Source organism: Ferdinandcohnia salidurans, from assembly GCF_042680725.1.
Classification (GTDB): domain Bacteria; phylum Bacillota; class Bacilli; order Bacillales; family Bacillaceae_L; genus Ferdinandcohnia; species Ferdinandcohnia salidurans.
Window position 1 is genome coordinate 22,121 of record NZ_JBHUEK010000004.1, and the last position, 23,676, is coordinate 45,796.

Annotated in this window: 21 protein-coding genes; 19 read left to right on the top strand and 2 right to left on the bottom strand. The window is 38.5% G+C overall.

Translation table 11 applies throughout. The annotated features are described in order from the left end of the window. The first annotated feature begins 2 nt into the window (after nt 1-2). The 9 genes from xseA (at nt 3) to spo0A (ending at nt 10,178) form a co-directional block, all read left to right on the top strand. Nucleotides 3-1,349 carry an exodeoxyribonuclease VII large subunit gene (gene xseA, locus ACFSFW_RS00490; protein ID WP_304218477.1) on the top strand — a complete coding sequence of 449 codons (1,347 nt, stop codon included), beginning with the start codon at nt 3-5 and terminating at the stop codon, nt 1,347-1,349. Continuing rightward, on the top strand, nt 1,350-1,583 hold the full coding sequence (locus tag ACFSFW_RS00495; protein ID WP_099351847.1) for an exodeoxyribonuclease VII small subunit: 234 nt from the start codon (nt 1,350-1,352) through the stop codon (nt 1,581-1,583). 2 nt (nt 1,584-1,585) lie between these two features. After that, nucleotides 1,586-2,479, top strand: a complete 894-nt coding sequence (locus ACFSFW_RS00500; RefSeq protein WP_388034408.1) for a polyprenyl synthetase family protein — start codon at nt 1,586-1,588, stop codon at nt 2,477-2,479. Nucleotides 2,480-2,529: 50 nt separating this feature from the next. Beyond that, the gene (gene dxs, locus ACFSFW_RS00505; protein WP_388034410.1) at nt 2,530-4,422 is read left to right on the top strand and encodes a 1-deoxy-D-xylulose-5-phosphate synthase; all 1,893 of its coding nucleotides are present in this window, start codon (nt 2,530-2,532) and stop codon (nt 4,420-4,422) included. 2 nt (nt 4,423-4,424) lie between these two features. Next, nucleotides 4,425-5,255, top strand: coding sequence for a TlyA family RNA methyltransferase (locus tag ACFSFW_RS00510; RefSeq protein ID WP_099360663.1), 831 nt, complete (start codon nt 4,425-4,427; stop codon nt 5,253-5,255). Between the two features lie 162 nt (nt 5,256-5,417). Then, nucleotides 5,418-5,867 (top strand): transcriptional regulator AhrC/ArgR, encoded by a 450-nt coding sequence (gene ahrC, locus ACFSFW_RS00515; RefSeq protein WP_099351844.1) that lies wholly within the window; start codon nt 5,418-5,420, stop codon nt 5,865-5,867. A gap of 30 nt (nt 5,868-5,897) precedes the next feature. Continuing rightward, on the top strand, nt 5,898-7,607 hold the full coding sequence (gene recN / locus ACFSFW_RS00520) for a DNA repair protein RecN (protein ID WP_388034413.1): 1,710 nt from the start codon (nt 5,898-5,900) through the stop codon (nt 7,605-7,607). Nucleotides 7,608-7,817: 210 nt separating this feature from the next. Continuing rightward, nucleotides 7,818-9,107, top strand: a complete 1,290-nt coding sequence (gene spoIVB / locus ACFSFW_RS00525) for a SpoIVB peptidase (protein WP_388034415.1) — start codon at nt 7,818-7,820, stop codon at nt 9,105-9,107. Between the two features lie 282 nt (nt 9,108-9,389). Beyond that, entirely contained in the window at nt 9,390-10,178 is a 789-nt protein-coding gene (spo0A, locus tag ACFSFW_RS00530) for a sporulation transcription factor Spo0A (protein WP_099360660.1), read from the top strand. A gap of 83 nt (nt 10,179-10,261) precedes the next feature. Here the strand turns inward: spo0A and ACFSFW_RS00535 are convergent, their stop codons facing one another. Continuing rightward, nucleotides 10,262-10,408, bottom strand: coding sequence for a YycC family protein (locus tag ACFSFW_RS00535; protein ID WP_388034417.1), 147 nt, complete (start codon nt 10,406-10,408; stop codon nt 10,262-10,264). A 67-nt stretch (nt 10,409-10,475) separates the two neighbouring features. On the opposite strand from ACFSFW_RS00535, the gene ACFSFW_RS00540 reads away from it, so the two are divergent. Continuing rightward, nucleotides 10,476-11,204 (top strand): glycerophosphodiester phosphodiesterase, encoded by a 729-nt coding sequence (locus ACFSFW_RS00540; protein WP_388034419.1) that lies wholly within the window; start codon nt 10,476-10,478, stop codon nt 11,202-11,204. 31 nt (nt 11,205-11,235) lie between these two features. Here ACFSFW_RS00540 and ACFSFW_RS00545 read toward each other — a convergent pair whose 3' ends face one another. Further along, nucleotides 11,236-11,499, bottom strand: a complete 264-nt coding sequence (locus ACFSFW_RS00545; RefSeq protein WP_388034421.1) for a DUF2627 domain-containing protein — start codon at nt 11,497-11,499, stop codon at nt 11,236-11,238. A gap of 175 nt (nt 11,500-11,674) precedes the next feature. Between ACFSFW_RS00545 and ACFSFW_RS00550 the strand changes: the two genes are divergently transcribed. From ACFSFW_RS00550 to ACFSFW_RS00590, 9 genes are all read left to right on the top strand, one after another. Then, on the top strand, nt 11,675-13,396 hold the full coding sequence (locus ACFSFW_RS00550) for a sigma-54 interaction domain-containing protein (RefSeq protein ID WP_099360657.1): 1,722 nt from the start codon (nt 11,675-11,677) through the stop codon (nt 13,394-13,396). Nucleotides 13,397-13,553: 157 nt separating this feature from the next. After that, the gene (yqiS, locus tag ACFSFW_RS00555; RefSeq protein ID WP_388034424.1) at nt 13,554-14,459 is read left to right on the top strand and encodes a phosphate butyryltransferase; all 906 of its coding nucleotides are present in this window, start codon (nt 13,554-13,556) and stop codon (nt 14,457-14,459) included. A 34-nt stretch (nt 14,460-14,493) separates the two neighbouring features. After that, nucleotides 14,494-15,591: a branched-chain amino acid dehydrogenase gene (bcd, locus tag ACFSFW_RS00560; RefSeq protein ID WP_388034426.1), complete on the top strand. Its 1,098-nt coding sequence runs from the start codon at nt 14,494-14,496 to the stop codon at nt 15,589-15,591. 101 nt (nt 15,592-15,692) lie between these two features. Continuing rightward, nucleotides 15,693-16,817, top strand: a complete 1,125-nt coding sequence (buk, locus tag ACFSFW_RS00565) for a butyrate kinase (RefSeq protein ID WP_388034857.1) — start codon at nt 15,693-15,695, stop codon at nt 16,815-16,817. 23 nt (nt 16,818-16,840) lie between these two features. After that, nucleotides 16,841-18,262, top strand: a complete 1,422-nt coding sequence (lpdA, locus tag ACFSFW_RS00570) for a dihydrolipoyl dehydrogenase (protein WP_388034428.1) — start codon at nt 16,841-16,843, stop codon at nt 18,260-18,262. A gap of 80 nt (nt 18,263-18,342) precedes the next feature. Continuing rightward, nucleotides 18,343-19,338: a thiamine pyrophosphate-dependent dehydrogenase E1 component subunit alpha gene (locus tag ACFSFW_RS00575; RefSeq protein ID WP_099351833.1), complete on the top strand. Its 996-nt coding sequence runs from the start codon at nt 18,343-18,345 to the stop codon at nt 19,336-19,338. Between the two features lie 12 nt (nt 19,339-19,350). Further along, nucleotides 19,351-20,334: an alpha-ketoacid dehydrogenase subunit beta gene (locus ACFSFW_RS00580; RefSeq protein ID WP_304218444.1), complete on the top strand. Its 984-nt coding sequence runs from the start codon at nt 19,351-19,353 to the stop codon at nt 20,332-20,334. A gap of 50 nt (nt 20,335-20,384) precedes the next feature. After that, the gene (locus ACFSFW_RS00585) at nt 20,385-21,668 is read left to right on the top strand and encodes a dihydrolipoamide acetyltransferase family protein (RefSeq protein WP_388034430.1); all 1,284 of its coding nucleotides are present in this window, start codon (nt 20,385-20,387) and stop codon (nt 21,666-21,668) included. A 108-nt stretch (nt 21,669-21,776) separates the two neighbouring features. Then, nucleotides 21,777-23,675, top strand: a complete 1,899-nt coding sequence (locus ACFSFW_RS00590) for a methylmalonyl-CoA mutase family protein (RefSeq protein ID WP_388034432.1) — start codon at nt 21,777-21,779, stop codon at nt 23,673-23,675. The last annotated feature ends 1 nt before the right edge of the window (nt 23,676 follow it).

Genomic DNA, 23,676 nt, shown 5'->3' on the forward strand with positions numbered 1-23,676 from the left:
GAATGGAACAGAATCGATATCTAACCGTAACAGCTTTAACAAAATATATTAAACGTAAATTTGATGCGGACCCTCATCTTCAGGATATTTGGGTGAAGGGAGAAATCTCGAATTTTAAGGCACATAGTCGCGGACATATGTATTTTACAATAAAAGATCAATCAGCACGAATTCAAGCTGTGATGTTTGCTGGCTACAACCGAGATTTAAAATTTACTCCTGAAAATGGGATGAAAGTTTTGCTTCGCGGCGAGGTTACAGTATTTGAATCAAATGGAAACTATCAGATCTATGTAAAAGAAATGCAGCCAGACGGGATAGGAAATTTATACTTAGCCTACGAGGAAATGAAAAAACGACTTGAAGCAGAAGGACTTTTCTCGCAAAACTTTAAAAAGCCAATACCTAAGATACCACATTATATTGGGATTGTTACATCACCAACAGGAGCTGCGATTCGCGATATAATTACAACGATTAGACGTAGATATCCAATCGCAAAAATTATTGTCTTTCCTGCGCTTGTCCAAGGGGTGAATGCGGGGCCATCAGTCGTTAAAGCCATCGAAAAAGCGAATGAATTTGGAAAAATTGATGTGTTAATTGTTGGCCGTGGTGGTGGCTCAATTGAAGAACTTTGGGCATTTAATGAAGAAATCGTGGCAAGAGCGATTTTTCAGTCGAAGGTGCCCATTATTTCTGCAGTGGGACATGAGACAGATATTACGATCGCTGATTTTGTGGCAGATCTACGTGCACCTACACCAACAGGAGCTGCTGAATTAGCTGTGCCACATATGGCCGAGCTGTCAGAACGCTTACTTGTTAGACATACACGTCTACTGCGTGCTATGAAAGAAAAACTCGTACGTGATTCAAAACGCTTAGATACATTGAAAAAATCCTATGCTTTTCGATTTCCGAAAAATCTTTATGATCAAAAGCAACAACAACTAGACCGTTTGGTAGACCGTTTAGAAAGAGAAGGGGCTATGGTAATATCTCGTAAGCAAGAAGCATTTCAAAAGCTTAGCTTACGATTGCAGCATAACCATCCAAGTGAAAAGCTAATTCGTGCCAAACAAAAGCAGGAACTTAATACAAAGATGCTTTTAAAAGAATTTACACAAATTTTGAAACGAAAGCAATTTGCTTTTTCGTCCCAAGTATCGAAGCTAGAGGCACTTAGTCCGTTAAAAATCATGGATCGTGGGTATAGCCTTGTATATGATCAGGAAGAACAATTAGTCAAAAGTGTACAGCAAGTTGAACAGGGGAATAAAATCAAGGTTAAGCTGTCGGATGGTCATCTTGACTGTGAAGTAATTGAAATAGAGGAGAGACAATAGATGAGTGAAGAAAAGGTATTATCCTTTGAGGAAGCAATGGAGAAACTCGAGCAAATTGTCGGGCATCTTGAAGAAGGAGATGTCCCTTTAGAAAAAGCAATCACTTATTTCCAAGAAGGCATGAAGCTTTCAAAGCTTTGTCATGACAAGCTCCAACATGTTGAAAAGCAAATGGAGCAAATCTTACGTGAAGACGGTGAACTTGAACCGTTTTCGATTCAGGAGGAAGAATGAACATGAATCCAACTGAGATAACACAATTTTTAGGTGTACAAAAAAATAATATTGAAGAACAGCTTCCAAAGTATATTTCTAGCCTATCAGCCCCAAAAATAATAAAGGAAGCGATGCACTACTCTCTTGAAGCGGGTGGGAAACGGATCCGCCCTTTATTACTCCTTGGTACACTTCGTTCTTTTGGAAAAGATGAAGCAATCGGATTACCGACTGCGTGTGCTATTGAAATGATTCACACGTATTCCCTTATTCATGATGACTTACCAAGTATGGATGATGATGATCTTCGTAGGGGAAAACCTACCAATCATAAGGTGTTTGGAGAGGCAGTAGCAATCTTAGCGGGTGATGCACTATTGACATATAGCTTTCAGGTAATTACTGAATTCATTAGTGCTGAATTATCCCCTGAAAAAAAGCTGTTGCTTGTTACTGAATTAGCAAAGGCCTCTGGTCCGGAAGGTATGGTTGGAGGACAGGTGGCGGATATGGAAGGAGAAGGTAAAGTCTTGAACCTGGATGAATTAGAATACATTCACCGCCATAAAACAGGAAAATTATTAGCATATAGTGTGATTGCAGGCGCGATTCTTGCAGATGCTACTAGTGAACAGCTTGATAAGCTTACGCAATTTGCGCATCATTTAGGTTTAGCCTTTCAAATTCGAGATGATATTTTAGATATTGAAGGTACAGAAGTTAAACTAGGGAAACCGGTCGGCAGTGATACTGGTAATCATAAGAATACGTATCCTGCATTATTAACTCTTGAGGGTGCAAAGGAGAAATTAACCTTTCATGTAGATGAAGCAAGGCGGTTTTTATATAGTGTTGATATGAAACATGATATACTAGACTATATGTGTAATCTAATCGCATCCAGAGATCATTAAAATACATTCTTGAAAATGTATTACATAGTAAATGAAAGTGAGTGAATCCTTTGGATCTTCTAAGTATTAAAGACCCTAAGTTCCTAAAAAATATGTCTATAGATGAATTAAATAATCTTAGTCAGGATATCCGTCAATTTTTAATCGAAAAGCTTTCCAAGACAGGTGGACATATTGGACCTAATCTTGGGGTTGTTGAATTAACAATCGCTTTACATAAGGAATTTGATAGCCCAAAGGATAAATTCATTTGGGACGTTGGGCATCAGTCCTATGTACATAAAATTTTGACAGGTCGGGCTTGTGAATTTGATACATTGCGACAATATAAAGGGCTATGTGGGTTTCCGAAACGGATTGAAAGTGAACACGACGTTTGGGAAACTGGACATAGCTCAACCAGTCTTTCCGCAGCTATGGGAATGGCTGCTGCACGAGATATTAAAGGAACTAAGGAATTTGTCGTTCCGATCATTGGTGATGGTGCCTTAACAGGTGGAATGGCATTAGAAGCATTAAATCATATCGGCCATGAAAAGAAAGATATGATTGTCATATTAAACGATAATGAGATGTCGATTGCACCAAATGTTGGTGCACTTCATAATGTTCTCGCAAGGCTACGTACAGCGGGTAAATACAACTGGGTAAAAGATGAGCTTGAGTATTTACTCAAAAAGATTCCAGCTGTAGGTGGCAAGCTTGCTTCAACTGCTGAGCGTATCAAGGACAGCCTTAAATATTTACTTGTGTCTGGAGTTTTCTTTGAGGAACTAGGATTCACCTACCTAGGGCCAATTGATGGACATAATTATGAGGATTTATTTGAGACACTTGAATATGCAAAGAAAACAAAAGGGCCAGTGTTGGTTCATGTGATTACCAAAAAAGGGAAGGGTTACACCCCTGCGGAAACAGATAAGATTGGTACATGGCATGGAACAGGTCCTTATAAAATCGAGACAGGGGATTTCGTTAAGCCTGTAAATCCACCTCCAGCATGGAGTGCTGTTATTAGTGAAACGGTCCGAAAGCTAGCAAAAAATGATAATCGAATTGTTGCAATAACACCTGCAATGCCAGTAGGTTCAAAACTTGAAAAGTTTGCAAAAGAATTCCCTGACAGAATGTTCGACGTGGGAATTGCAGAACAGCATGCAACTACGATGGCTGCTGGCCTGGCCACGCAAAATATGAAACCTTTCTTAGCTATTTATTCGACATTCTTGCAAAGAGCTTATGATCAGGTTGTGCATGACATATGTCGCCAAAATTTAAATGTGTTCATTGGAATTGACCGCTCAGGTTTAGTAGGGGCAGATGGAGAAACACATCAAGGTGTGTTCGATATTCCTTTCTTAAGACATATTCCAAATATGGTCCTAATGATGCCGAAGGATGAAAATGAAGGTCAGCACATGGTGAATACGGCGATTCAATATGATGATGGTCCGATCGCTTTAAGGTATGCAAGAGGAAATGGACTTGGAGTCGAAATGGATGAAGAGCTTAAGGTTATTCCAATCGGTACATGGGAAATTATAAAAACTGGTACAGATGCTGTCATTCTAACCTTTGGTACTACGATTTCAATGGCCTTAGAAGCAGCAGAGCGACTTGAAAAAGAAGATATATCTGTAAGAGTGGTCAATGCCCGTTTTATCAAACCACTCGATAATGATATGATGCACCAAATCTTAGGGTCAAGCCTCCCGGTGTTAACTATTGAGGAGTCAGTAGTAATGGGTGGATTTGGAAGTGCTGTTCTCGAATTTGCACAAGAACATGGATATCAACATGCATCAATCGACCGAATGGGCATTCCAGACCAATTTATTGAGCATGGAAATGTAAATGACCTGTTGCATGAAATTGGCATGACAACTGAGAATGTGGTTGAGCGCATACACAATCTCGTACCTAAGAAACAGAAAAGAGTGTAGATATGGGTACAAAAAAAGAAAGACTCGATGTTTTGTTAGTTGAACGCGGTCTAATCGAAACACGAGAAAAAGCAAAACGATCCATTATGGCTGGTCTTGTTTATTCAAATGAAGAACGACTTGATAAGCCGGGAGAAAAAGTAGAAATTGATATACCACTTGTTGTGAAGGGGAATGTCATTCCTTATGTCAGTAGAGGTGGTTTAAAGCTTGAAAAAGCCATTAAAGATTTTGATTTAAACATCAAGGATAAAATTATGATTGATGTAGGCTCCTCAACCGGTGGTTTTACGGATTGTGCACTCCAAAATGGAGTCAAAAAATCATATGCCCTTGATGTTGGCTATAATCAGCTTGCGTGGAAACTCAGACAGGATGAACGTGTTGTCGTTATGGAACGAACTAATTTTCGTTATGTAACGCCAGCAGACCTACAAAGCGGGCTACCAGAGTTCGCGACAATCGATGTTTCGTTTATCTCTTTGCGTTTAATTCTGCCTGTTTTAAAAACGCTTCTTGTGCCGAACAGTGACGTTGTGGCGCTTGTAAAACCGCAATTTGAGGCAGGTAAAGAGCAGGTTGGTAAAAAAGGGATCGTACGTGAGCCGAAAACCCATGAGGCGGTCCTTACGCATATCATTGAGTTTTCCTTAAAGGAAGGGTATGACTGCATTAATTTGTCCTATTCGCCAATCACAGGTGGAGAAGGAAATATCGAATTTTTACTCCATTTGCGCTGGAATGGTCCTGCCGAAAAAGGTGAAAACAAATTGCCTGTATCTGAGCAGGAGATCGTACAAAGTGCACATGCAAATTTAAAGAATGATAAATAATAGAGGGGATGGCCGTAGTGCTGTCCTCTTTCTTCGTGAAGAATGGATATTACCCTAGACATATTGAAAACCCGATAAATCATTAAAAAAAATGTACAATTCTGTCAGAATCGGCTAACATAGGAGGTAATAAAACAAAGTTTTGAGAGAGAGGATGTCACGATGAATAAGGGGCAAAGGCATATAAAAATTCGTGAAATCATCACGAGCAACGATATAGAAACACAAGATGAAATTGTCGATATTCTAAAAAGTGAGGGATATAACATCACACAAGCGACCGTATCCCGCGATATTAAAGAACTTCATTTGGTAAAGGTACCAATGATTGATGGTCGTTATAAATATAGTCTACCTGCTGATCAACGTTTTAATCCACTTCAAAAATTAAAACGTTCGTTAATGGATGCTTTTGTGAAAATCGATTCAGCGGGGCATATGCTTGTGATGAAAACTCTTCCAGGGAATGCAAATGCGATCGGTGCGTTAATCGACCATTTAGATTGGGAAGAAATTTTAGGTACAATTTGTGGCGATGACACCATCTTAATTATCTGTAAAACACCAGAACAAACAGAAACAGTTTCAAATCGATTCCTAGACATGCTCTAAGGGAGAGAGTGGAATTAGGAGGTGTAGAAATTGTTAGCAGAATTATCAATAAAGAACTTTGCTATTATCGAGTCCCTTTCGGTTTCATTAGAAAAAGGATTGACAGTTCTAACGGGTGAAACAGGAGCGGGTAAGTCCATCATTATTGATGCTGTCCATTTATTGGTAGGAGGAAGAGGCTCTGTAGAATTTGTACGATATGGCGAAGACCGAGCAGAAATAGAGGGGCTATTTTTGATCGATAATAACAATCATCCTTGTTATGCGAAAGCTGAAGAGTTTGGAATTGAAATAAGCGAGGGAATGATTGTTTTACGAAGAGATATATCTAAATCGGGGAAAAGTGTCTGTAGAATAAACGGAAAACTCGTCACCATTTCGATTCTTCGTGAATTTGGAAGAACATTAATCGACATCCATGGTCAGCATGAACACCAAGATTTAATGAATCAGGAACAACATATTCATATGCTTGATCAATACGGTGGAAAATTGCTTGAACAAGCCTTAAAGGCCTATCAAGAGGTGTATAAGAGCTATTTACAGGTAAAACAACGGTTAAAAAGCTTTAATGAAAATGAACAAGAAATGGCCCATCGACTTGATTTAATTCAATTTCAATTAAATGAAATCGGCAATGCAAATTTGCAGCCGAATGAAGATGTGGAACTAACCGAGGAAAGAAGAAAGATTTCAAATTACGAAAAAATCTTCAAAGCCTTACAAAATAGTTATAATGCTCTTCATGGTGACCAAAAAGGCCTTGACTGGGTTGGCTTAGCCATGAATCATGCAGAAGATATTATGGATATTGATAAAGAATTAAAAAATATCCATGAGACCATCTCCAATAGCTTCTATTTATTAGAGGAAATCTCCTATAAAATCAGAACTCAATTAGACGAATTAGAATATGATCCTGCAAGACTTGACTTTATTGAAGGTCGTTTAAATGAAATTGCTCAATTAAAGCGAAAATATGGACAAACTGTTGAGGAAATCCTCGAATATGCAGCAAAAATAGAGGATGAAGTCGACACGATTCAAAATCGTGAGCAACATATCGGTAAGATTAAGGAAGAGCTCGAGTCAGTACTAGAGGATGTGAAGCTTGAAGCCGATAATATCTCAAACCTTCGAAAAAAATTGGCAAAAGAACTAATTCATAAAATTACACAGGAATTAAAAGAGCTATATATGGAAAAAGCAAAATTTGATATCAACTTTTTTGAGAATTCGACTATTAAATTCACTCCAAATGGGAAAGATGATATTGAATTTTATATTTCGACAAATCCAGGTGAACCACTTAAACCTTTAACGAAGATTGCCTCAGGTGGAGAGTTATCAAGAATTATGCTTGCCATTAAAGGAATCTTTTCGAAGCATCAAGGTGTTACATCCATTATTTTTGATGAGGTTGATACGGGAGTTAGTGGTCGTGTTGCACAAGCTATCGCTGAAAAAATCCATGGTATCTCAATAGGCTCCCAAGTCCTTTGTATATCCCATCTCCCTCAGGTTGCGGCCATGGCAGATACTCATTTGTTTATTTCCAAGGAGACCGTACAAGGTAGAACTATCACATCCGTAACATCATTGGATGAGGATGCTAAAGTTAAAGAAATAAGCCGAATGATCTCCGGGGTCGAAATAACGGATTTAACAAAGGAACATGCACAGGAATTATTGAATCTTGCGAAGGAAAGCAAACATGCAAGACAGATGGTAAAACACTAATGTCTTTATGATATACAAAATGAGAAGCAATTTTTATTTGTAATGCTATCCAAATTGGGTAGCTTTTTTAATCTCATAGTGGTTATAAATGTGGCCTTGAAAGGCCAAATTATAGAATGTAGCCATAAAAACTTTTTAGTAAGTAAGTCACCACTTCTAGTAGTGGTTTGATTTATGGCGTGGGATAGGAGCGAGGAGAGTGAAAAATAAATGAAAATAGATAAAATTAGATATATAATCGGTACATTTCTCCTTGTTTCAATAATGGCTTTAGGGTTTTACAAGCCGGTAAAAGAATATTTAGAAATTCCATTACAACTTACTCTGTTTGAAGGCCAAGATTTTACAGTCCAATCGTCACTACCAGTCACAACAACTACTCATGATGCCAATTTTGCCTTTTCATCAGCGGTGGAGAACAAACAAATCTCAGTTGCTGCAAATGAAAGCGGTGAAGGTGAGATGATGGTTGAATTAGCTGGTATTCCAGTAAAAAAGGTTAATGTAAATGTTTTATCTGATTTTAAGGTTATTCCTGGAGGACAGTCAATTGGTGTGAAGCTAAATACACTAGGTGTTTTGGTTGTGGGACATCACCAAATCGAAACAGAAGATGGGAAAAAGTCCCCAGGCGAGATCGCTGGAGTAGAGGTTGGCGACATTATTAAAGAAATTAACGGTAAGAAAATCGAAAAAATGAGTGATGTTGGACCATTTGTTCAAGAATCGGGTAAGACAGGAGAACCGTTAAACCTGGTAATTGTTCGCGACAATGAAGATATAAAGGCAAAGCTCATGCCACTTAAGGATAAGAACGATCAAGCTTATCGAATCGGTCTTTATATACGGGATTCTGCTGCGGGTATAGGGACTATGACCTTCTACCATCCGGAGACGAAGAAGTACGGGGCATTAGGACATGTTATCTCAGATATGGATACTAAAGAGCCGATTGTCGTATCGGATGGCCAAATTGTTAGATCTACTGTTACCTCAATTGAAAAAGGAAGTAATGGTGATCCAGGTGAAAAGCTTGCACGTTTTTCAGCAGATAAAGAAATTATAGGGAACATTAAACGTAACAGTCCATTTGGCATTTTTGGTGAGTTAAATAAACAAGTGAATAACGGCATTATGGATAAGCCGTTGCCAATCGCACTTTCACACCAAGTAAAACCAGGACCTGCGAAAATTTTAACAGTTGTTGAAGATGATAAAGTTGAGGAATTTGATATTGAAATTGTGAGTGCAGTTCCTCAAAAAATTCCTGCAACAAAAGGAATGGTTGTTAAAATAACGGATAAACGCCTTTTAGAAAAAACAGGTGGTATCGTTCAAGGTATGAGCGGTAGTCCAATTATTCAAGACGGTAAACTAATAGGAGCCGTTACACATGTATTTGTAAATGACCCAACAAGCGGATATGGTGTCCATATCGAGTGGATGCTAAGTGAGGCGGGAATTGATATTTATAAAAAAGAACAAAAAAAGGCGAGCTAATGCTTGCCTTTTTTTGTTCAATTCTATAAAAGATATCGCCAAATTTTAATTGAGCTTATATAATAAAAGGGTCTAAAGATTTTTCGACAAAACCCAAATTTCATCAATAAATATTGGCGTTTTTAGTCGAATACTTCAGTATAATGGAGAATAATTTATTTTTCAATAAAGTTTTCCTATTTTTTTAAAAAATTAAAGGAATTCTTATTGCATTGTCGAATTCTTTCTTTAGAATAAGAATATATACAAATTTTCTGGATTTAAGCTTGAGGAGGAAATAGAGTGAAAAAAATTAAAGTTTGTGTGGTTGATGATAATAGAGAACTGGTTAATTTACTTGATGAATATTTATCGAGCCAAGACGATATCGAAGTATTAGGTGTTGCGTATAACGGTCAAGATTGCCTAAACATGCTTCAGGATAAACAACCAGACGTTCTCGTTTTAGATATTATTATGCCTCATCTAGATGGCTTAGCAGTATTAGAGAGACTTCGTGAATTAAATCTTGAAAAACAGCCATATGTCATCATGTTAACTGCATTTGGTCAAGAGGATGTGACGAAAAAAGCTGTCGATTTAGGTGCTGCGTATTTTATTCTCAAGCCATTCGATATGGAAAACCTTGCAAGTCGAATTCGTCAAGTAAGCGGAAAGACTGCACCGATTATTAAACGAAATTCGGGAAATAATGTTGTTCGTACAGAAAATGGTCCGAAAAATTTAGATGCGAGCATTACAAGTATTATTCACGAAATTGGGGTCCCTGCGCATATTAAAGGATATCTTTACCTAAGAGAAGCAATCTCAATGGTATACAATGATATTGAATTATTAGGATCAATTACAAAGGTACTTTATCCTGATATTGCAAAGAAATTCAATACAACTGCAAGCCGTGTTGAGCGGGCAATTCGTCATGCAATTGAAGTTGCATGGAGTCGAGGCAATATCGATTCTATCTCTAATCTTTTTGGTTATACAGTAAGTATGTCAAAAGCAAAGCCTACAAACTCAGAATTTATCGCAATGGTGGCAGATAAGCTCCGTCTTGAGCACAAAGCGTCTTGAGAGGGTAAGGAGTAACTACAATTGAACTTATTATTTGTTATATGATAGAAAAACACCGTTTCCAAGTGGGAACGGTGTTTTTCTTATTTTTCTTCTTTTTCGGCTTTCTCCAGCTCTATCATCTTTTGTACAAGAATATGTTGAGGCATATGCATGATTTGCTCAATCGGGACATTTAGGGCTTTTGATAGGCGGATTGCTGTTTCAGCAGAAATTTGCAATGGTCTCATATTTGGTTCTCCCTTTACTAAAATTACTCTATAATGGAAGTATACCAAAAAAAGGAGAATATCAATGATGAAAACGAAAATTTTTGGTCATAGAGGTTCTGCCGGAACACACCCGGAAAATACAATGATTTCTTTTAAAGAAGCGGCCAGGGTTGGCGCAGATGGAATTGAGTTAGATATTCAAATGACAAAGGATGGAGTCATTGTGGTTATCCATGATGAAACCGTTAAACGTACTACGAATGGAAAAAATAAGGGCTGGGTTAAAGATTATACATTAAAACAAATCAAAAAAATGGATGTGAGCTACAAGTTTAAAGATAAGTATGGTTTTTGTGAAATTCCGACATTAGAAGAGGTATTTGATTGGGCAAAATCAAACCAGCTGCTAATAAATGTCGAATTTAAGACAGGGTTAGTGTCGTATAAGGACATAGAAGAGAAGACCTTGAAGATGATTAGTGACTATGGTCTGGAAAATCGGATTGTTATATCAAGTTTTAATCATTATAGCTTAGTTAAGTGCAGACGCATTTCAAGTACCATTGATCTCGCTATTTTGTATATGGAAGGTCTTTATGAGCCGTGGGATTATGCAAAGCGTCTTAAGACGAACGGAATTCATCCATATCACCAGACGATAAGTAAGGAAATAGTTGAAGAATCAAAGCTGAATGGGATTGCTGTACGTCCTTTTACAATAAATGATGAGAAAAAGATGAAACAATTTATTGAATTTGGTTGCTCTGCAATCATCACAGATTATCCGAAGAAAGCATTAGCTTTAACAGTATAAACGTAAAAAAATCCTGCTTATATTAGCAGGATTATTTATTTTGCTCGCCAGCAGGTGAGCTTTCGTTTTGAAATTTTTCCTGAACTTTATTTCTTTTCCGGTCACGGTGTAAAATGAATCCGCCTATAAAAGAGAGACCTGCTAAAAAGAAAATAAAGCCAATAATAAATTGTAGCATTAAGGATGGAATAGGGCTGTGCAAAACGCCAAAAAACATATCCCTCATAAATTTAATTCCAACCCCTGCAATAACTCCTGGTATTAGTAGCACAATTAGAGCCAGTATACGCTGCATATCAAAAATCCTTTCAATAAAAACGACCTATATATTAAATGTAAGTCATTAATAAAATTTGTCAAGATGGAGAATTCAGGTTATTATATAAGTGTGCACTTTCTTGCAAAAAGAAATAATGAAAGTGTGTAAATTATTGCACGGTTTAAATCTTTGTTAGGAGGTGGCTGTGGTTATGCAGAAAGTTATGGTCGATTTGATCTTAGATTCAACCCATGATGGAATGATTGTCATTAATATTGATAGCCAAGTCATCTTACTAAACAACAGTGCATCAAGGATGATTGGTGTCACGAAGGAAGAAGCAATTGGAAAACATATATATGAGTGTATTCCTGATAGCCGATTACCCGACATTCTTACGACAAGAGCCATTGAGGTCAACCAGGAATTCGTTTTGAAAAATGGCCGTAAAATCATTACAACCCGAATTCCGATGGTCAATGAATCGGGGATGTTATTAGGGGCATTTGCTGTTTTTAAAGATATTACTGAAGTTGTAAATCTTGCTGAAGAAATTACAAATTTAAAAGAAATACAAACTTTGCTAGAAGCAATTATTCAATCCTCTGAAGAAGCCATTTCGGTTGTTGATGAGGATGGGCGAGGCATATTAATTAATCGCGCGTACACTCGGATCACTGGACTTGAAAAAGAACAAGTCATTGGAAAACCTGCAAATGCAGATATATCTGAAGGTGAAAGTATGCACATGCAAGTTTTGAAAACAAGAAGAGCTGTAAGAGGTGCCCGCATGAAGGTAGGACCTCACGAAAAAGATGTAATTGTTAACGTTGCACCGATCATTGTGGATGGAAAGCTAAAGGGTAGTGTTGGTGTCATTCATGATGTATCTGAAATAAGTCAATTAACATCTGAATTAAATCGAGCTAGACATATCATTCGGTCACTTGAAGCAAAATATACGTTTGACGATATCATCGGTTCATCAGAAGAAATGGAATTTGCTATAGAACAAGCAAAACTAGGTGCGAAAACTCCTGCTACGGTCTTACTTAGAGGTGAATCTGGAACAGGTAAGGAATTATTTGCACATGCGATACATAACGAAAGTAAACGAAAATTTAATAAGTTTGTCCGTGTGAATTGTGCTGCGATTTCAGAATCGCTGTTAGAAAGTGAGCTTTTTGGATATGAAGAAGGAGCGTTTTCAGGAGCAAAACGAGGTGGCAAACGAGGTATTTTTGAAGAAGCGAATAATGGCAGTATTTTCTTAGATGAAATTGGAGAAATGTCATTAAATACCCAGGCTAAATTACTACGGGTATTGCAGGAACGAGAGATCGTTCGAGTTGGTGGAACGAAACCAATTCCAATTGACGTAAGAATCATTGCAGCTACGAATGTTAATTTGGAAAAAGGGATTGGCAACGGAACATTCAGAGAAGATCTCTACTATCGTTTAAATAAAATTCCGATATATATCCCTTCATTGCGAATGCGAAAACAAGATATTAAACCACTAGCAGAACATTTGCTGCATAAAATAAATCAGGATTATGGTCGGACAGTGGAAGGGCTAACTGAGGGCGCGATCAATTATTTGTATGAATATGACTGGCCAGGGAATGTTAGGGAGCTAGAGAATGTCCTAGGCAGGGCCGTAATCTTTATGAACTATCAGGAAAGACTAATTGATATAAAACATGTACAACCATTACACAGTTTGAGTGAGAAAGCCCCTGCTAAACAATTGTTAGCTGAGACTGAAATTAAGGATGTTCCATTAACGGAATTAGTAGAAAAGTACGAAGCAGAAGTAATTGCTGAAGTATTAAGGCTAAATGGTGGAAATAAAACAGCAGCTGCTAAATCATTAGGGATATCCCTAAGAAGTCTGTATTATAAGTTGGAAAAATATAATCTTGCAAATTAAAGCACGCAATAATTTGCAAAGTATGCAGGAATTTGCACAAAAAATTCAGAGAAAGTTAACAATATAAAGCGCTTACAAAAATATATGTTGGCACGATAATTGCATAATAAAAAGGTGTAACAAGGGGAATTTCGATTGAAAAGAAGGTAACGTCTAAATGAAACTTAGTGATCTTATCAGTATTGCAGCCGAACAATCACAAGTGACCGTTGCAGTTGCAGCTGCCGAGGATGAAGAAGTACTTGAAGCTGTAGTAGAAGCCGTAAAAAACAAGCTTTCCCGTTTTTTGTTGTTTGGTAATCAAGAAAAAATTGAACAAATCCTTTCTGTAAAAGGGGGATATGAAGCAGGATCAGAGGTGCTTGTTGTAGTAAATGTCTCATCAAAAGAAGAGGCGGCAGTTGCTGCGGTTAGAGCGGTTCATTCAGGTGAAGCAGATGTGCTAATGAAAGGTAATATTCCAACCTCGACTATTCTTAAGGAAGTTTTGAATAAAGAATATGGACTGCGGTCAGGAAATATCCTATCACACGTTGCTGTATTTGAAGTGCCAGATTACGACCGCCTTATCATCATTACGGATGCGGCGATGAATATATCTCCGGAACTTCAGGAAAAGATACAGATTTTAACTAATGCCGTAAAAGTGGCAAATTCAATCGGTATCTCAGTACCAAAAGTTGCACCTATTGCTGCTGTTGAAGTGGTTAATCCTTCGATGCAGTCAACATTAGATGCAGCCGTTTTAACCCAAATGAATCATCGCGGACAAATTCCTAATTGTATTGTCGATGGTCCGTTAGCGCTCGATAACGCCATCTCAATTTCAGCAGCAGTGCATAAAGGAATCGCGAGTGAAGTGGCTGGACAGGCTGATATTTTGCTAGTTCCAACGATAGAAGTTGGGAATGCATTATATAAATCATTAGTCTATTTTGCGAAAGCAGAAGTTGGGGCTGTTATTGCGGGTGCTCGTGCACCAATTGTCTTAACTTCTAGAGCTGATTCTGCAAAAAGTAAATTATATTCATTGGCATTGGCGGTTTGCTCTGCCAGCAAGTAATCAACTTTTAGTCAATCTTGGGAGGAACATACAAATGGAAATCTTTTCTTACATGGAAAAATATGATTATGAGCAATTAGTATTTTGTCAGGACAAACAATCTGGACTAAAGGCAATTATCGCTATTCACGATACAACGTTGGGGCCAGCGCTTGGTGGTACTCGTATGTGGACATATGCTTCCGAGGAAGATGCAATTGAGGATGCGCTCAGATTAGCGAAGGGTATGACATATAAAAATGCCGCTGCTGGATTAAATTTAGGTGGAGGTAAAACAGTTATAATTGGTGACCCACGCAAGGATAAAAATGAAGAATTGTTCCGTGCATTTGGACGCTACATCCAAGGGTTAAATGGCCGATATATTACTGCTGAAGATGTTGGTACTACAGTTGCAGATATGGATCTTATTCATGAAGAAACAGATTTTGTAACAGGTATCTCACCAGCGTTTGGATCATCAGGAAACCCATCTCCGGTAACCGCATTTGGTGTATACCGCGGCATGAAGGCAGCTGCAAAAGAAGCATTTGGTTCGGATTCACTTGAAGGAAAGATAATAGCGGTTCAAGGTGTAGGAAATGTGGCGTACACACTTTGTAAATACCTTCATGAAGAAGGGGCAAATTTAATCGTAACAGATATTAATAAAGAAGCAGTTGATCGTGCCGTAAGAGATTTTGGTGCCAAAGCAGTGGACCCTAACGACATTTATGGGGTGGATTGCGATATTTATGCACCTTGTGCACTCGGCGCTACAGTAAATGATGATACAATTCCACAATTAAAAGCAAAGGTTATTGCTGGGTCTGCAAATAATCAGTTAAAAGAACCTCGTCATGGTGACACGATTCATGAATTAGGAATCGTTTACGCTCCAGACTATGTTATTAATGCTGGTGGAGTCATCAATGTTGCAGATGAATTATATGGTTACAACCAAGACCGTGCTCTTAAAAAGGTTGAATCCATTTATGACACAATTTCTAAGGTAATTGAAATCGCTAAAAGAGACGGTATTCCAACCTACCAAGCGGCAGATCGATTGGCAGAGGAACGTATCGAAAGAATGAGAAACTCTAGAAGCCAGTTTTTACAAAATGGGCACCACATTTTAAGTCGCAGAAAGTAAAGGCTTGTAGTGGGGGAAGGCTTAAGCAAAGCTTTTCCTCCTTTTTACCTTCATAAGTTGCAAACATGAATGCAAAACAAACGGAGCATAGCTTTAAGCAGATGGAGGTTTCAATATTGCAGGACAAAGAATATCGAATTCTCGTTATCAATCCAGGGTCAACATCAACGAAAATTGGTGTATATGATAATGAACTTTCGGTTTTTGAGAAAACGATTAGACATGATGTGTCAGAATTAGACGCATATGAAAATATCATTGATCAATATGAATTTCGAAAAACAACGATTCTCGAAACGTTAGTTAATGAGGGCATAAATATTTCAAAATTAAATGCCGTCTGTGGAAGAGGTGGGTTGTTAAAACCCATTCAAGGTGGGACTTACAAGGTTAATGATGAGATGCTTCATGATTTGCGTATTGGTTACGCGGGTCAGCATGCCTCAAACCTCGGGGGGATATTAGCATATGAAATTGCATCTGGCTTAAACATTCCTCCCTATATTGTCGATCCAGTCGTCGTTGATGAGCTTGAGCCAATTGCTAGAATATCGGGCTTTGATTTGATTGAGAGAAGAAGTATTTTTCATGCTTTAAATCAAAAGGCAGTTGCACGAAGAATTGCGAAGGATCTTGGAAAAAAATATGAGGATTTAAATTTAATTGTCACCCATATGGGCGGTGGGATTACAGTCGGAGTCCATAAACAAGGGAAAGTTGTGGACGTTAATAATGGGTTGCATGGTGATGGACCATTTAGCCCAGAACGTGCAGGGACAGTTCCTGCGGGGGATTTAATCGACCTCTGTTTTTCTGGTCAATATTTTCGAGAAGAAATCATGAAAAAGCTTGTAGGTCATGGTGGATTGGTAGGATATCTCGGTACAAATAATGCAATCGAAGTCGAAAAAATGATTAGACATGGGGATGAAAAGGCGAAATTAGTTTACCAGGCAATGTCCTACCAAATCTCCAAAGAAATAGGAGCAGCAAGTGCAGCCTTGTCTGGACGTGTTGATGCCATTATTTTAACCGGTGGATTAGCTTATGGAAACGAGTTTATATCCGAAATTTCTAACCGTGTGAATTGGATTGCAGATGTTATCGTCCAGCCAGGAGAAAATGAACTAAGGGCACTGGCGGAGGGAGCATTACGTGTACTGCAAGGGGAAGAGAAGGAAAAAGAATATCCAGGGAAACCACTTCAAACCCCGGTCTTAAAATAAGTGGAGCAAGTAGGTGAATTATTATGTCAAAAGAATATGATTTAGTGATTTTAGGAGGCGGGACTGGTGGCTATGTAGCTGCCATACGTGCCTCACAACTGGGACTGAAAGTGGCAGTAGTAGAAAAAGGGAAGCTTGGAGGAACCTGTTTACATGCAGGATGTATCCCAAGTAAAGCTCTACTTAGAAGTGCTGAAGTGTATGCGACTACGAAAAGAAGTGAAGAATTTGGTGTTATCACAAAAGATGTTTCACTTGATTTTTCAAAGGTACAGGAACGAAAAAATAAAATTACTGAGCAGCTATATAAAGGTGTTCAACATTTAATGAAACAAGGGAAGATTGATGTCGTTGATGGGTTTGGTCGCATCTTAGGCCCTTCTATATTTTCACCAATGCCTGGAACAATTTCAGTTGAAATGAATAATGGCGAAGAAAATGAAATGTTGATTCCTAAAAATGTGATTATTGCAACAGGGTCTAGACCACGTTCTTTACCTGGACTTGAAATTGATGGGGAATACGTTTTAACTTCGGATGAAGCTCTTCAAATGGAGAGTCTGCCAAAATCAATAGTTATTGTTGGCGGAGGTGTAATAGGGATTGAATGGGCGTCGATGCTGCACGATTTCGGTGTTGAAGTAACAGTCCTTGAGTATGCGAATCGAATTCTTCCAACCGAGGATCATGAAGTTTCAAAGGAAATGCAGCGTTTGCTTAAGAAAAAAGGCGTAAAAATTGTTACAGGTGCAAAAGTATTACCAGAGACCCTTGAAAAAGGAAAAGGAATTACAATTCAAGCTGAGCAAAAAGGGGAAATAAAATCATTTTCAGCAGAAAAGGTTCTTGTATCTGTCGGTCGACAAGCAAATGTAGAAAATATTGGCCTAGAAAATACGGAGATTGTTGTAGAAAAAGGGTATATCAAAACGAATGAATTTTTCCAAACGAAAGAGTCTCATATTTACGCAATTGGAGACGTAATTGGAGGCCTTCAACTTGCACATGTTGCATCCCATGAGGGAATAGTGGCGGTTGAGCATATTGCTGGTGAGAATCCGATGCCAATTGATTATTCACTCGTATCTAAATGTGTATACAGTAATCCAGAAGTAGCGAGTGTTGGTTTCACAGAAGAGGAAGCGAAAGATAAAGGCTACACAGTGAAAGTAGGGAAGTTTTCATTCAGAGCAATTGGGAAAGCCCTTGTTTTTGGTGAATCTGATGGATTTGTAAAACTTGTTGTTGATGAAGCTACAAACGATTTACTAGGTGTTCATATGATCGGGCCACATGTAACGGATATGATTTCAGAGGCTGGATTGGCAAGAGTCCTAGACGCAACTCCATGGGAGGTTGCACACACAATACACCCTCATCCAACCTTGTCTGAAGCGATTGGGGAAGCTGCTTTAGCTGTTGATGGTAAAGCCATACACGCATAATTTGGTTCGGTTTTTAATATTTTTTAATTAGCGGGCTTGTCCAACCTGCGCAAATTATGATTTTTTAAGGAGGTCTTTTCATGTCCGAAAATCGTCATCAAGCATTGGGGTTAAGTGATGATACAGTTCTTGAAATGTATGAAACAATGCTTTTAGCTAGAAAAATAGATGAGAGAATGTGGTTATTAAACCGTGCAGGTAAAATTCCATTTGTTATTTCCTGTCAAGGTCAAGAAGCAGCACAAGTAGGTGCGGCATTTGCCCTAGAACGCGAAAAAGATTATGTATTGCCATATTACCGGGATATGGGAGTGGTTCTTACATTTGGAATGACTGCTAAGGAATTGATGTTGTCTGCATTTGCAAAGGCTGAAGACCCAAATTCAGGTGGACGTCAAATGCCTGGTCATTTTGGTCAAAAGAAAAACCGTATTGTAACGGGTTCGTCTCCAGTTACTACACAGGTTCCTCATGCAGTTGGTGTAGCCTTAGGGGGAAGGATGGAAGGAAAAGATTTAGTTACTTTTGTTACATTTGGTGAAGGTTCATCTAACCAAGGCGACTTTCATGAAGGTGCGAATTTCGCAGCCGTCCATAAACTACCCGTTATCTTCATGTGTGAAAATAATAAATACGCCATTTCTGTTCCGTATGAAAAGCAGGTAGCCTGTGAAAAGATTTCCGATCGTGCCATTGGATATGGAATGCCTGGTGTAACTGTTGATGGAAATGATCCTCTTGAAGTATATAAAGCAGTGAAAGAAGCAGCAGACAGAGGCCGTCAAGGGGAGGGACCAACTTTAGTTGAGACAATCTCGTATCGTCTGACTGCACACTCATCTGATGATGATGATCGTGCATATCGTGAGCAGGAAGAAGTGGCAGAAGCAAAGAAAAATGATCCAATCCTCTCTTTTGCAGCTTATTTAAAGGAAGTAGGAGTACTAGATAAGGCAAAAGAACAGGAAATCATAGACCGAATTGCGAAGCTTGTTAACGAAGCAACAGACTATGCAGAAAATGCTCCATACGCGGAGCCAGAGCATGCTCTAAAATATGTTTACGCTGAACAGTAAGGGGGAAAAAGAATGGCTGTAATTTCATATATTGATGCCGTGACAATGGCAATTCGTGAAGAAATGGAACGAGATCCTAAAGTTTTTATATTGGGAGAGGATGTAGGAAAAAAAGGTGGAGTGTTTAAGGCGACAAATGGACTATATGAAAAATTTGGGGAGCAACGTGTAATTGACACCCCTTTAGCTGAGTCAGCCATTGCAGGTGTTGGGATTGGTGCAGCTATGTATGGAATGAGACCTATTGCTGAAATGCAATTTGCAGATTTTATAATGCCTGCAGTCAATCAAATTATTTCTGAAGCCGCTAAAATACGTTACCGTTCGAACAATGATTGGAGTTGTCCAATTACCATTCGTGCTCCATATGGTGGCGGAGTCCATGGTGCCCTTTATCACTCACAATCAGTTGAAGCGGTTTTTGCAAACCAACCGGGCTTGAAAATTGTGATGCCATCTACCCCTTATGATGTAAAAGGCTTATTAAAGGCTGCTATTCGTGATGAAGACCCAGTCTTATTCTTTGAGCATAAACGTGCTTATCGCTTAATTAAAGGCGAGGTACCAGATGATGACTATGTATTGCCAATTGGTAAGGCAGATGTGAAGCGTGAGGGTGACGATATAACGGTAATTACGTATGGATTGTGTGTGCATTTTGCTTTGCAGGCTGCAGAGCGTCTTGCAAAGGATGGAATTCAAGCTCATATTCTTGATTTACGTACCGTATATCCGCTTGATAAAGAAGCGATTATTGAAGCAGCTTCAAAGACGGGCAAAGTCTTATTGTTAACAGAAGACAATAAAGAAGGAAGTATTATAAGTGAAGTTTCCGCAATCATTGCTGAGAATTGTTTATTTGATTTAGACGCACCAATTAAGCGACTTGCCGGTCCAGAAGTACCTGCTATGCCATACGCACCAACTATGGAAAAATACTTCATGGTGAACCCAGACAAAGTCGAAAAAGCAATGAGAGAGCTTGCTGAATACTAATTTTATTTACGCAGAAATCTTATTCTGCTTTAAATGAGGAGGTTTCATGATTGGCGACTGAAAAAATAACAATGCCCCAACTCGGTGAGAGTGTTACAGAGGGCACCATTAGTAAATGGCTTGTCGCAGTTGGAGATACAGTAAACAAATATGATCCATTAGCTGAGGTAATGACAGATAAAGTGAATGCAGAGGTACCTTCCTCGTTTTCAGGAACGATAAAAGAGCTTATTGCAGAAGAAGGAGAAACTTTAGCAGTAGGTGAAGTAATCTGTGTGATTGAAACGGCAGGAAGTGAAACTGATCAGAAGTCAACCTCAAGCACTGATAAAGAGGTCACTTCTGAAAAAGCTACAAATGTAGTGGCAGAGCAAAGTGATACTTCTCAAAAATTACGCTATTCACCTGCTGTTCTAAAGCTTTCACAGGAACATAATATCGATTTAACTCAGGTAAAAGGAACTGGAGCAAGCGGTAGAATAACACGTAAGGATCTCCAAAAGTTGATTGAGTCTGGTCAGATACCTACAGCTGGTCAGCAATTAGAAACAGTAGAGTCTAAACCTGCTAGCCAACCTGTTGCTAGTCCACAAACTAGTAGGCCTGCGTCACCATCTAACATACCGGTTGCCGTTGGTGATGTTGAAATACCAGTAACAGGGGTACGTAAAGCGATTGCGGCAAATATGCTACGTAGTAAGCATGAAGCTCCACATGCTTGGACCATGATTGAAGTGGATGCTACCAATATGGTGGCATACAGAAATTCTATTAAAAATGATTTTAAACAAAAAGAAGGGTTTAACCTTACATTCTTTGCGTTTTTCGTAAAAGCTGTCGCTCAAGCGCTCAAGGAATTCCCACAAATAAATTCAATGTGGGCAGGAGATAAAATTATTCAGAAAAAGGATATTAATATTTCAATTGCGGTTGCCACAGAAGATGCTCTATTTGTTCCAGTTATTAAGAATGCGGACGAAAAATCAATTAAAGGGATTGCAAGGGAAATCACTGAGCTTGCAACAAAGGTTCGAGCTGGTAAGCTTTCTGCTGACGATATGCAGGGCGGTACCTTCACAGTGAATAATACAGGTTCATTTGGTTCAATCCAGTCAATGGGGATTATCAATTATCCACAAGCAGCCATTTTGCAGGTTGAATCAATCGTACAACGACCAGTAATCATTAATGGAATGATTGCCGTTCGGGATATGGTGAATCTCTGTATGTCTCTTGACCATCGTGTGTTAGACGGACTTATTGCAGGACGATTCTTAGCACGAGTTAAGGAAATCATTGAAACTACTACGAAAGAAAATACATCTATTTACTAAAGACATTGCCTGGGCAGTGTCTTTTTACTTTTATCTATTCATTGCGACATCCCATTTTATATACTAAAATTATAGTTGAAAACGATTACGAAGGTAGGGGGAATCCTTGTGACGAATAAATCGAAAAAATACCAAGATATTACCTTCCCATCCATAGATTATGAGACATGGAAACAGGAAGCAGAGAAATCATTAAAAGGAAAGCCTCTTGAAAAATTACATAAAAAAACATATGAAAAAATCACACTAAAACCAATTTATACAAAGGAAGACGTTGAGCATATACCGTTTCTAAAAGATATGCCTGGAGAGGGCTCAAAAGTGCGTGGTTCAATACCTACTGGATACGTGAACAACCCATGGCATGTGAGTCAGGAAATAGACATACAAACGCCTATAGAATTCAACAATGCGTTAAAGGATGCACTTCAAAATGGGCAAACGATGATCCATTTTACATTGCAAACGGAAAATAACCCGAAAGAGGGACTGGCCTTACATAACGAAAACGATATTCAAAAAGCCTTTGATGGAATCTCATTGTCAAATACACCAGTCTTAATTGATGCACAAATTGATTTATTACCTTTTTTATCACTTATTGAATCTTATGCAAAAGAAGATTCTCTCAAAGGAACGATCGGGATGGACCCACTCGCGATACTAGCCATAAATGGACAGCTACCTTCAAAACTTGAAGTTGCCTATGAACAATTATCAGAGTCTATAAAATGGGCCACAGAGAAAAAAACCAATTTAAGAACGATACTTGTCAAAGGGTCACCTTATCATAATGGCGGAGCAAATGCGGTACAAGAACTTGCTTATACAATCGGCACTGGGATTGAATATATATGCGAATTACTAGATAGAAAGCATTCAATTGATGAAATAGCACAACGTATGACGTTTACTTTTTCAATTGGTTCAAATGTATTTATGGAAATTGCGAAAATAAGAGCTGCAAGGATGATTTGGTCGACAGTTATTGAAGCGTACGGAGGAAATGAAGATTCCTCAGTAATGCATATCCATGCAAGAACCTCAGCATTTACAAAAACAATTCACGACCCATATGTGAATATGCTACGTTCTACTACCGAAGCTTTTTCTGCAATTGTTGGTGGAATCGATAGCCTACACGTTTCTTCATTTGATGAACCAATCAAGAGTTCGGACTCTTTTTCGAGAAGAATTGCAAGAAACACACAAGCGATTCTTCACGAGGAATCCTTTTTAAATAGGGTGATTGACCCTGCAGGCGGCTCTTGGTATGTCGAAGCATTAACAAACGAACTGGCAGAGAGCGCATGGGGCCTATTAAATGAAATTGAGTCTCAGGGTGGAATGCTTGAAGCTTTAAAATCTGGAAGTGTTCAGGAAAGTATTTCAACTGTTCTATCGGAAAGACAAAAAAATGTGAACCTTCGAAGAGATAGAATTGTTGGCACGAATATGTACGCTAATATTCAAGAAACATCGATTGGTCAAATAGAGCAAAAAGACAAAAAGCAAAGCTCAGAGTCTTCCTTTTTAATCAATCCAATTCCATCAGTAAGAATTTCAGAAAGCTTTGAACTATTGAGAAAAGCTTCAGAGGATTATCTACGGGCTACTGGTGAACGTCCTAAAGTTGGATTAGTAAATTTAGGTCCGATTCCCGAACATAAGCCAAGAGCTGACTTCATTACTGGCTTTTTTGAAGCAGGAGGTTTCCAAGTCATTAAAAATGATGGGTATCTGGAAGTTGAAGACGCTATTGCAGGTGCAAAGGCTATGAATCTTACAACTTTTGTATTCTGTGGGAAGGACGAATCATACAAAGCAATGGCTATGAGAATATGTGGTGAACTCAAGGAATTTAACCAAGACTTGCGTTTCTTTATAGCAGGAAAACCGGAAGACGAGACACAATTTCTAAATGCGGGAATCAGTGATTTTATCCACATTGGTACAAATTGTTTTGCGTTTTTACATCAATTACAACAAGAGATGGGGGTGAAGTAAC

Coding starts and splice junctions, on each gene's coding strand:
- xseA (WP_304218477.1), top strand. CDS start 3: ATGGAACAGAATCGATATCTAACCGTAACAGCTTTAACAAAATATATT.
- ACFSFW_RS00495 (WP_099351847.1), top strand. CDS start 1,350: ATGAGTGAAGAAAAGGTATTATCCTTTGAGGAAGCAATGGAGAAACTC.
- ACFSFW_RS00500 (WP_388034408.1), top strand. CDS start 1,586: ATGAATCCAACTGAGATAACACAATTTTTAGGTGTACAAAAAAATAAT.
- ACFSFW_RS00510 (WP_099360663.1), top strand. CDS start 4,425: ATGGGTACAAAAAAAGAAAGACTCGATGTTTTGTTAGTTGAACGCGGT.
- ahrC (WP_099351844.1), top strand. CDS start 5,418: ATGAATAAGGGGCAAAGGCATATAAAAATTCGTGAAATCATCACGAGC.
- spoIVB (WP_388034415.1), top strand. CDS start 7,818: ATGAAAATAGATAAAATTAGATATATAATCGGTACATTTCTCCTTGTT.
- ACFSFW_RS00535 (WP_388034417.1), bottom strand. CDS start 10,408: ATGAGACCATTGCAAATTTCTGCTGAAACAGCAATCCGCCTATCAAAA.
- ACFSFW_RS00540 (WP_388034419.1), top strand. CDS start 10,476: ATGAAAACGAAAATTTTTGGTCATAGAGGTTCTGCCGGAACACACCCG.
- ACFSFW_RS00545 (WP_388034421.1), bottom strand. CDS start 11,499: ATGCAGCGTATACTGGCTCTAATTGTGCTACTAATACCAGGAGTTATT.
- ACFSFW_RS00550 (WP_099360657.1), top strand. CDS start 11,675: ATGCAGAAAGTTATGGTCGATTTGATCTTAGATTCAACCCATGATGGA.
- yqiS (WP_388034424.1), top strand. CDS start 13,554: ATGAAACTTAGTGATCTTATCAGTATTGCAGCCGAACAATCACAAGTG.
- bcd (WP_388034426.1), top strand. CDS start 14,494: ATGGAAATCTTTTCTTACATGGAAAAATATGATTATGAGCAATTAGTA.
- buk (WP_388034857.1), top strand. CDS start 15,693: ATGGAGGTTTCAATATTGCAGGACAAAGAATATCGAATTCTCGTTATC.
- lpdA (WP_388034428.1), top strand. CDS start 16,841: ATGTCAAAAGAATATGATTTAGTGATTTTAGGAGGCGGGACTGGTGGC.
- ACFSFW_RS00575 (WP_099351833.1), top strand. CDS start 18,343: ATGTCCGAAAATCGTCATCAAGCATTGGGGTTAAGTGATGATACAGTT.
- ACFSFW_RS00580 (WP_304218444.1), top strand. CDS start 19,351: ATGGCTGTAATTTCATATATTGATGCCGTGACAATGGCAATTCGTGAA.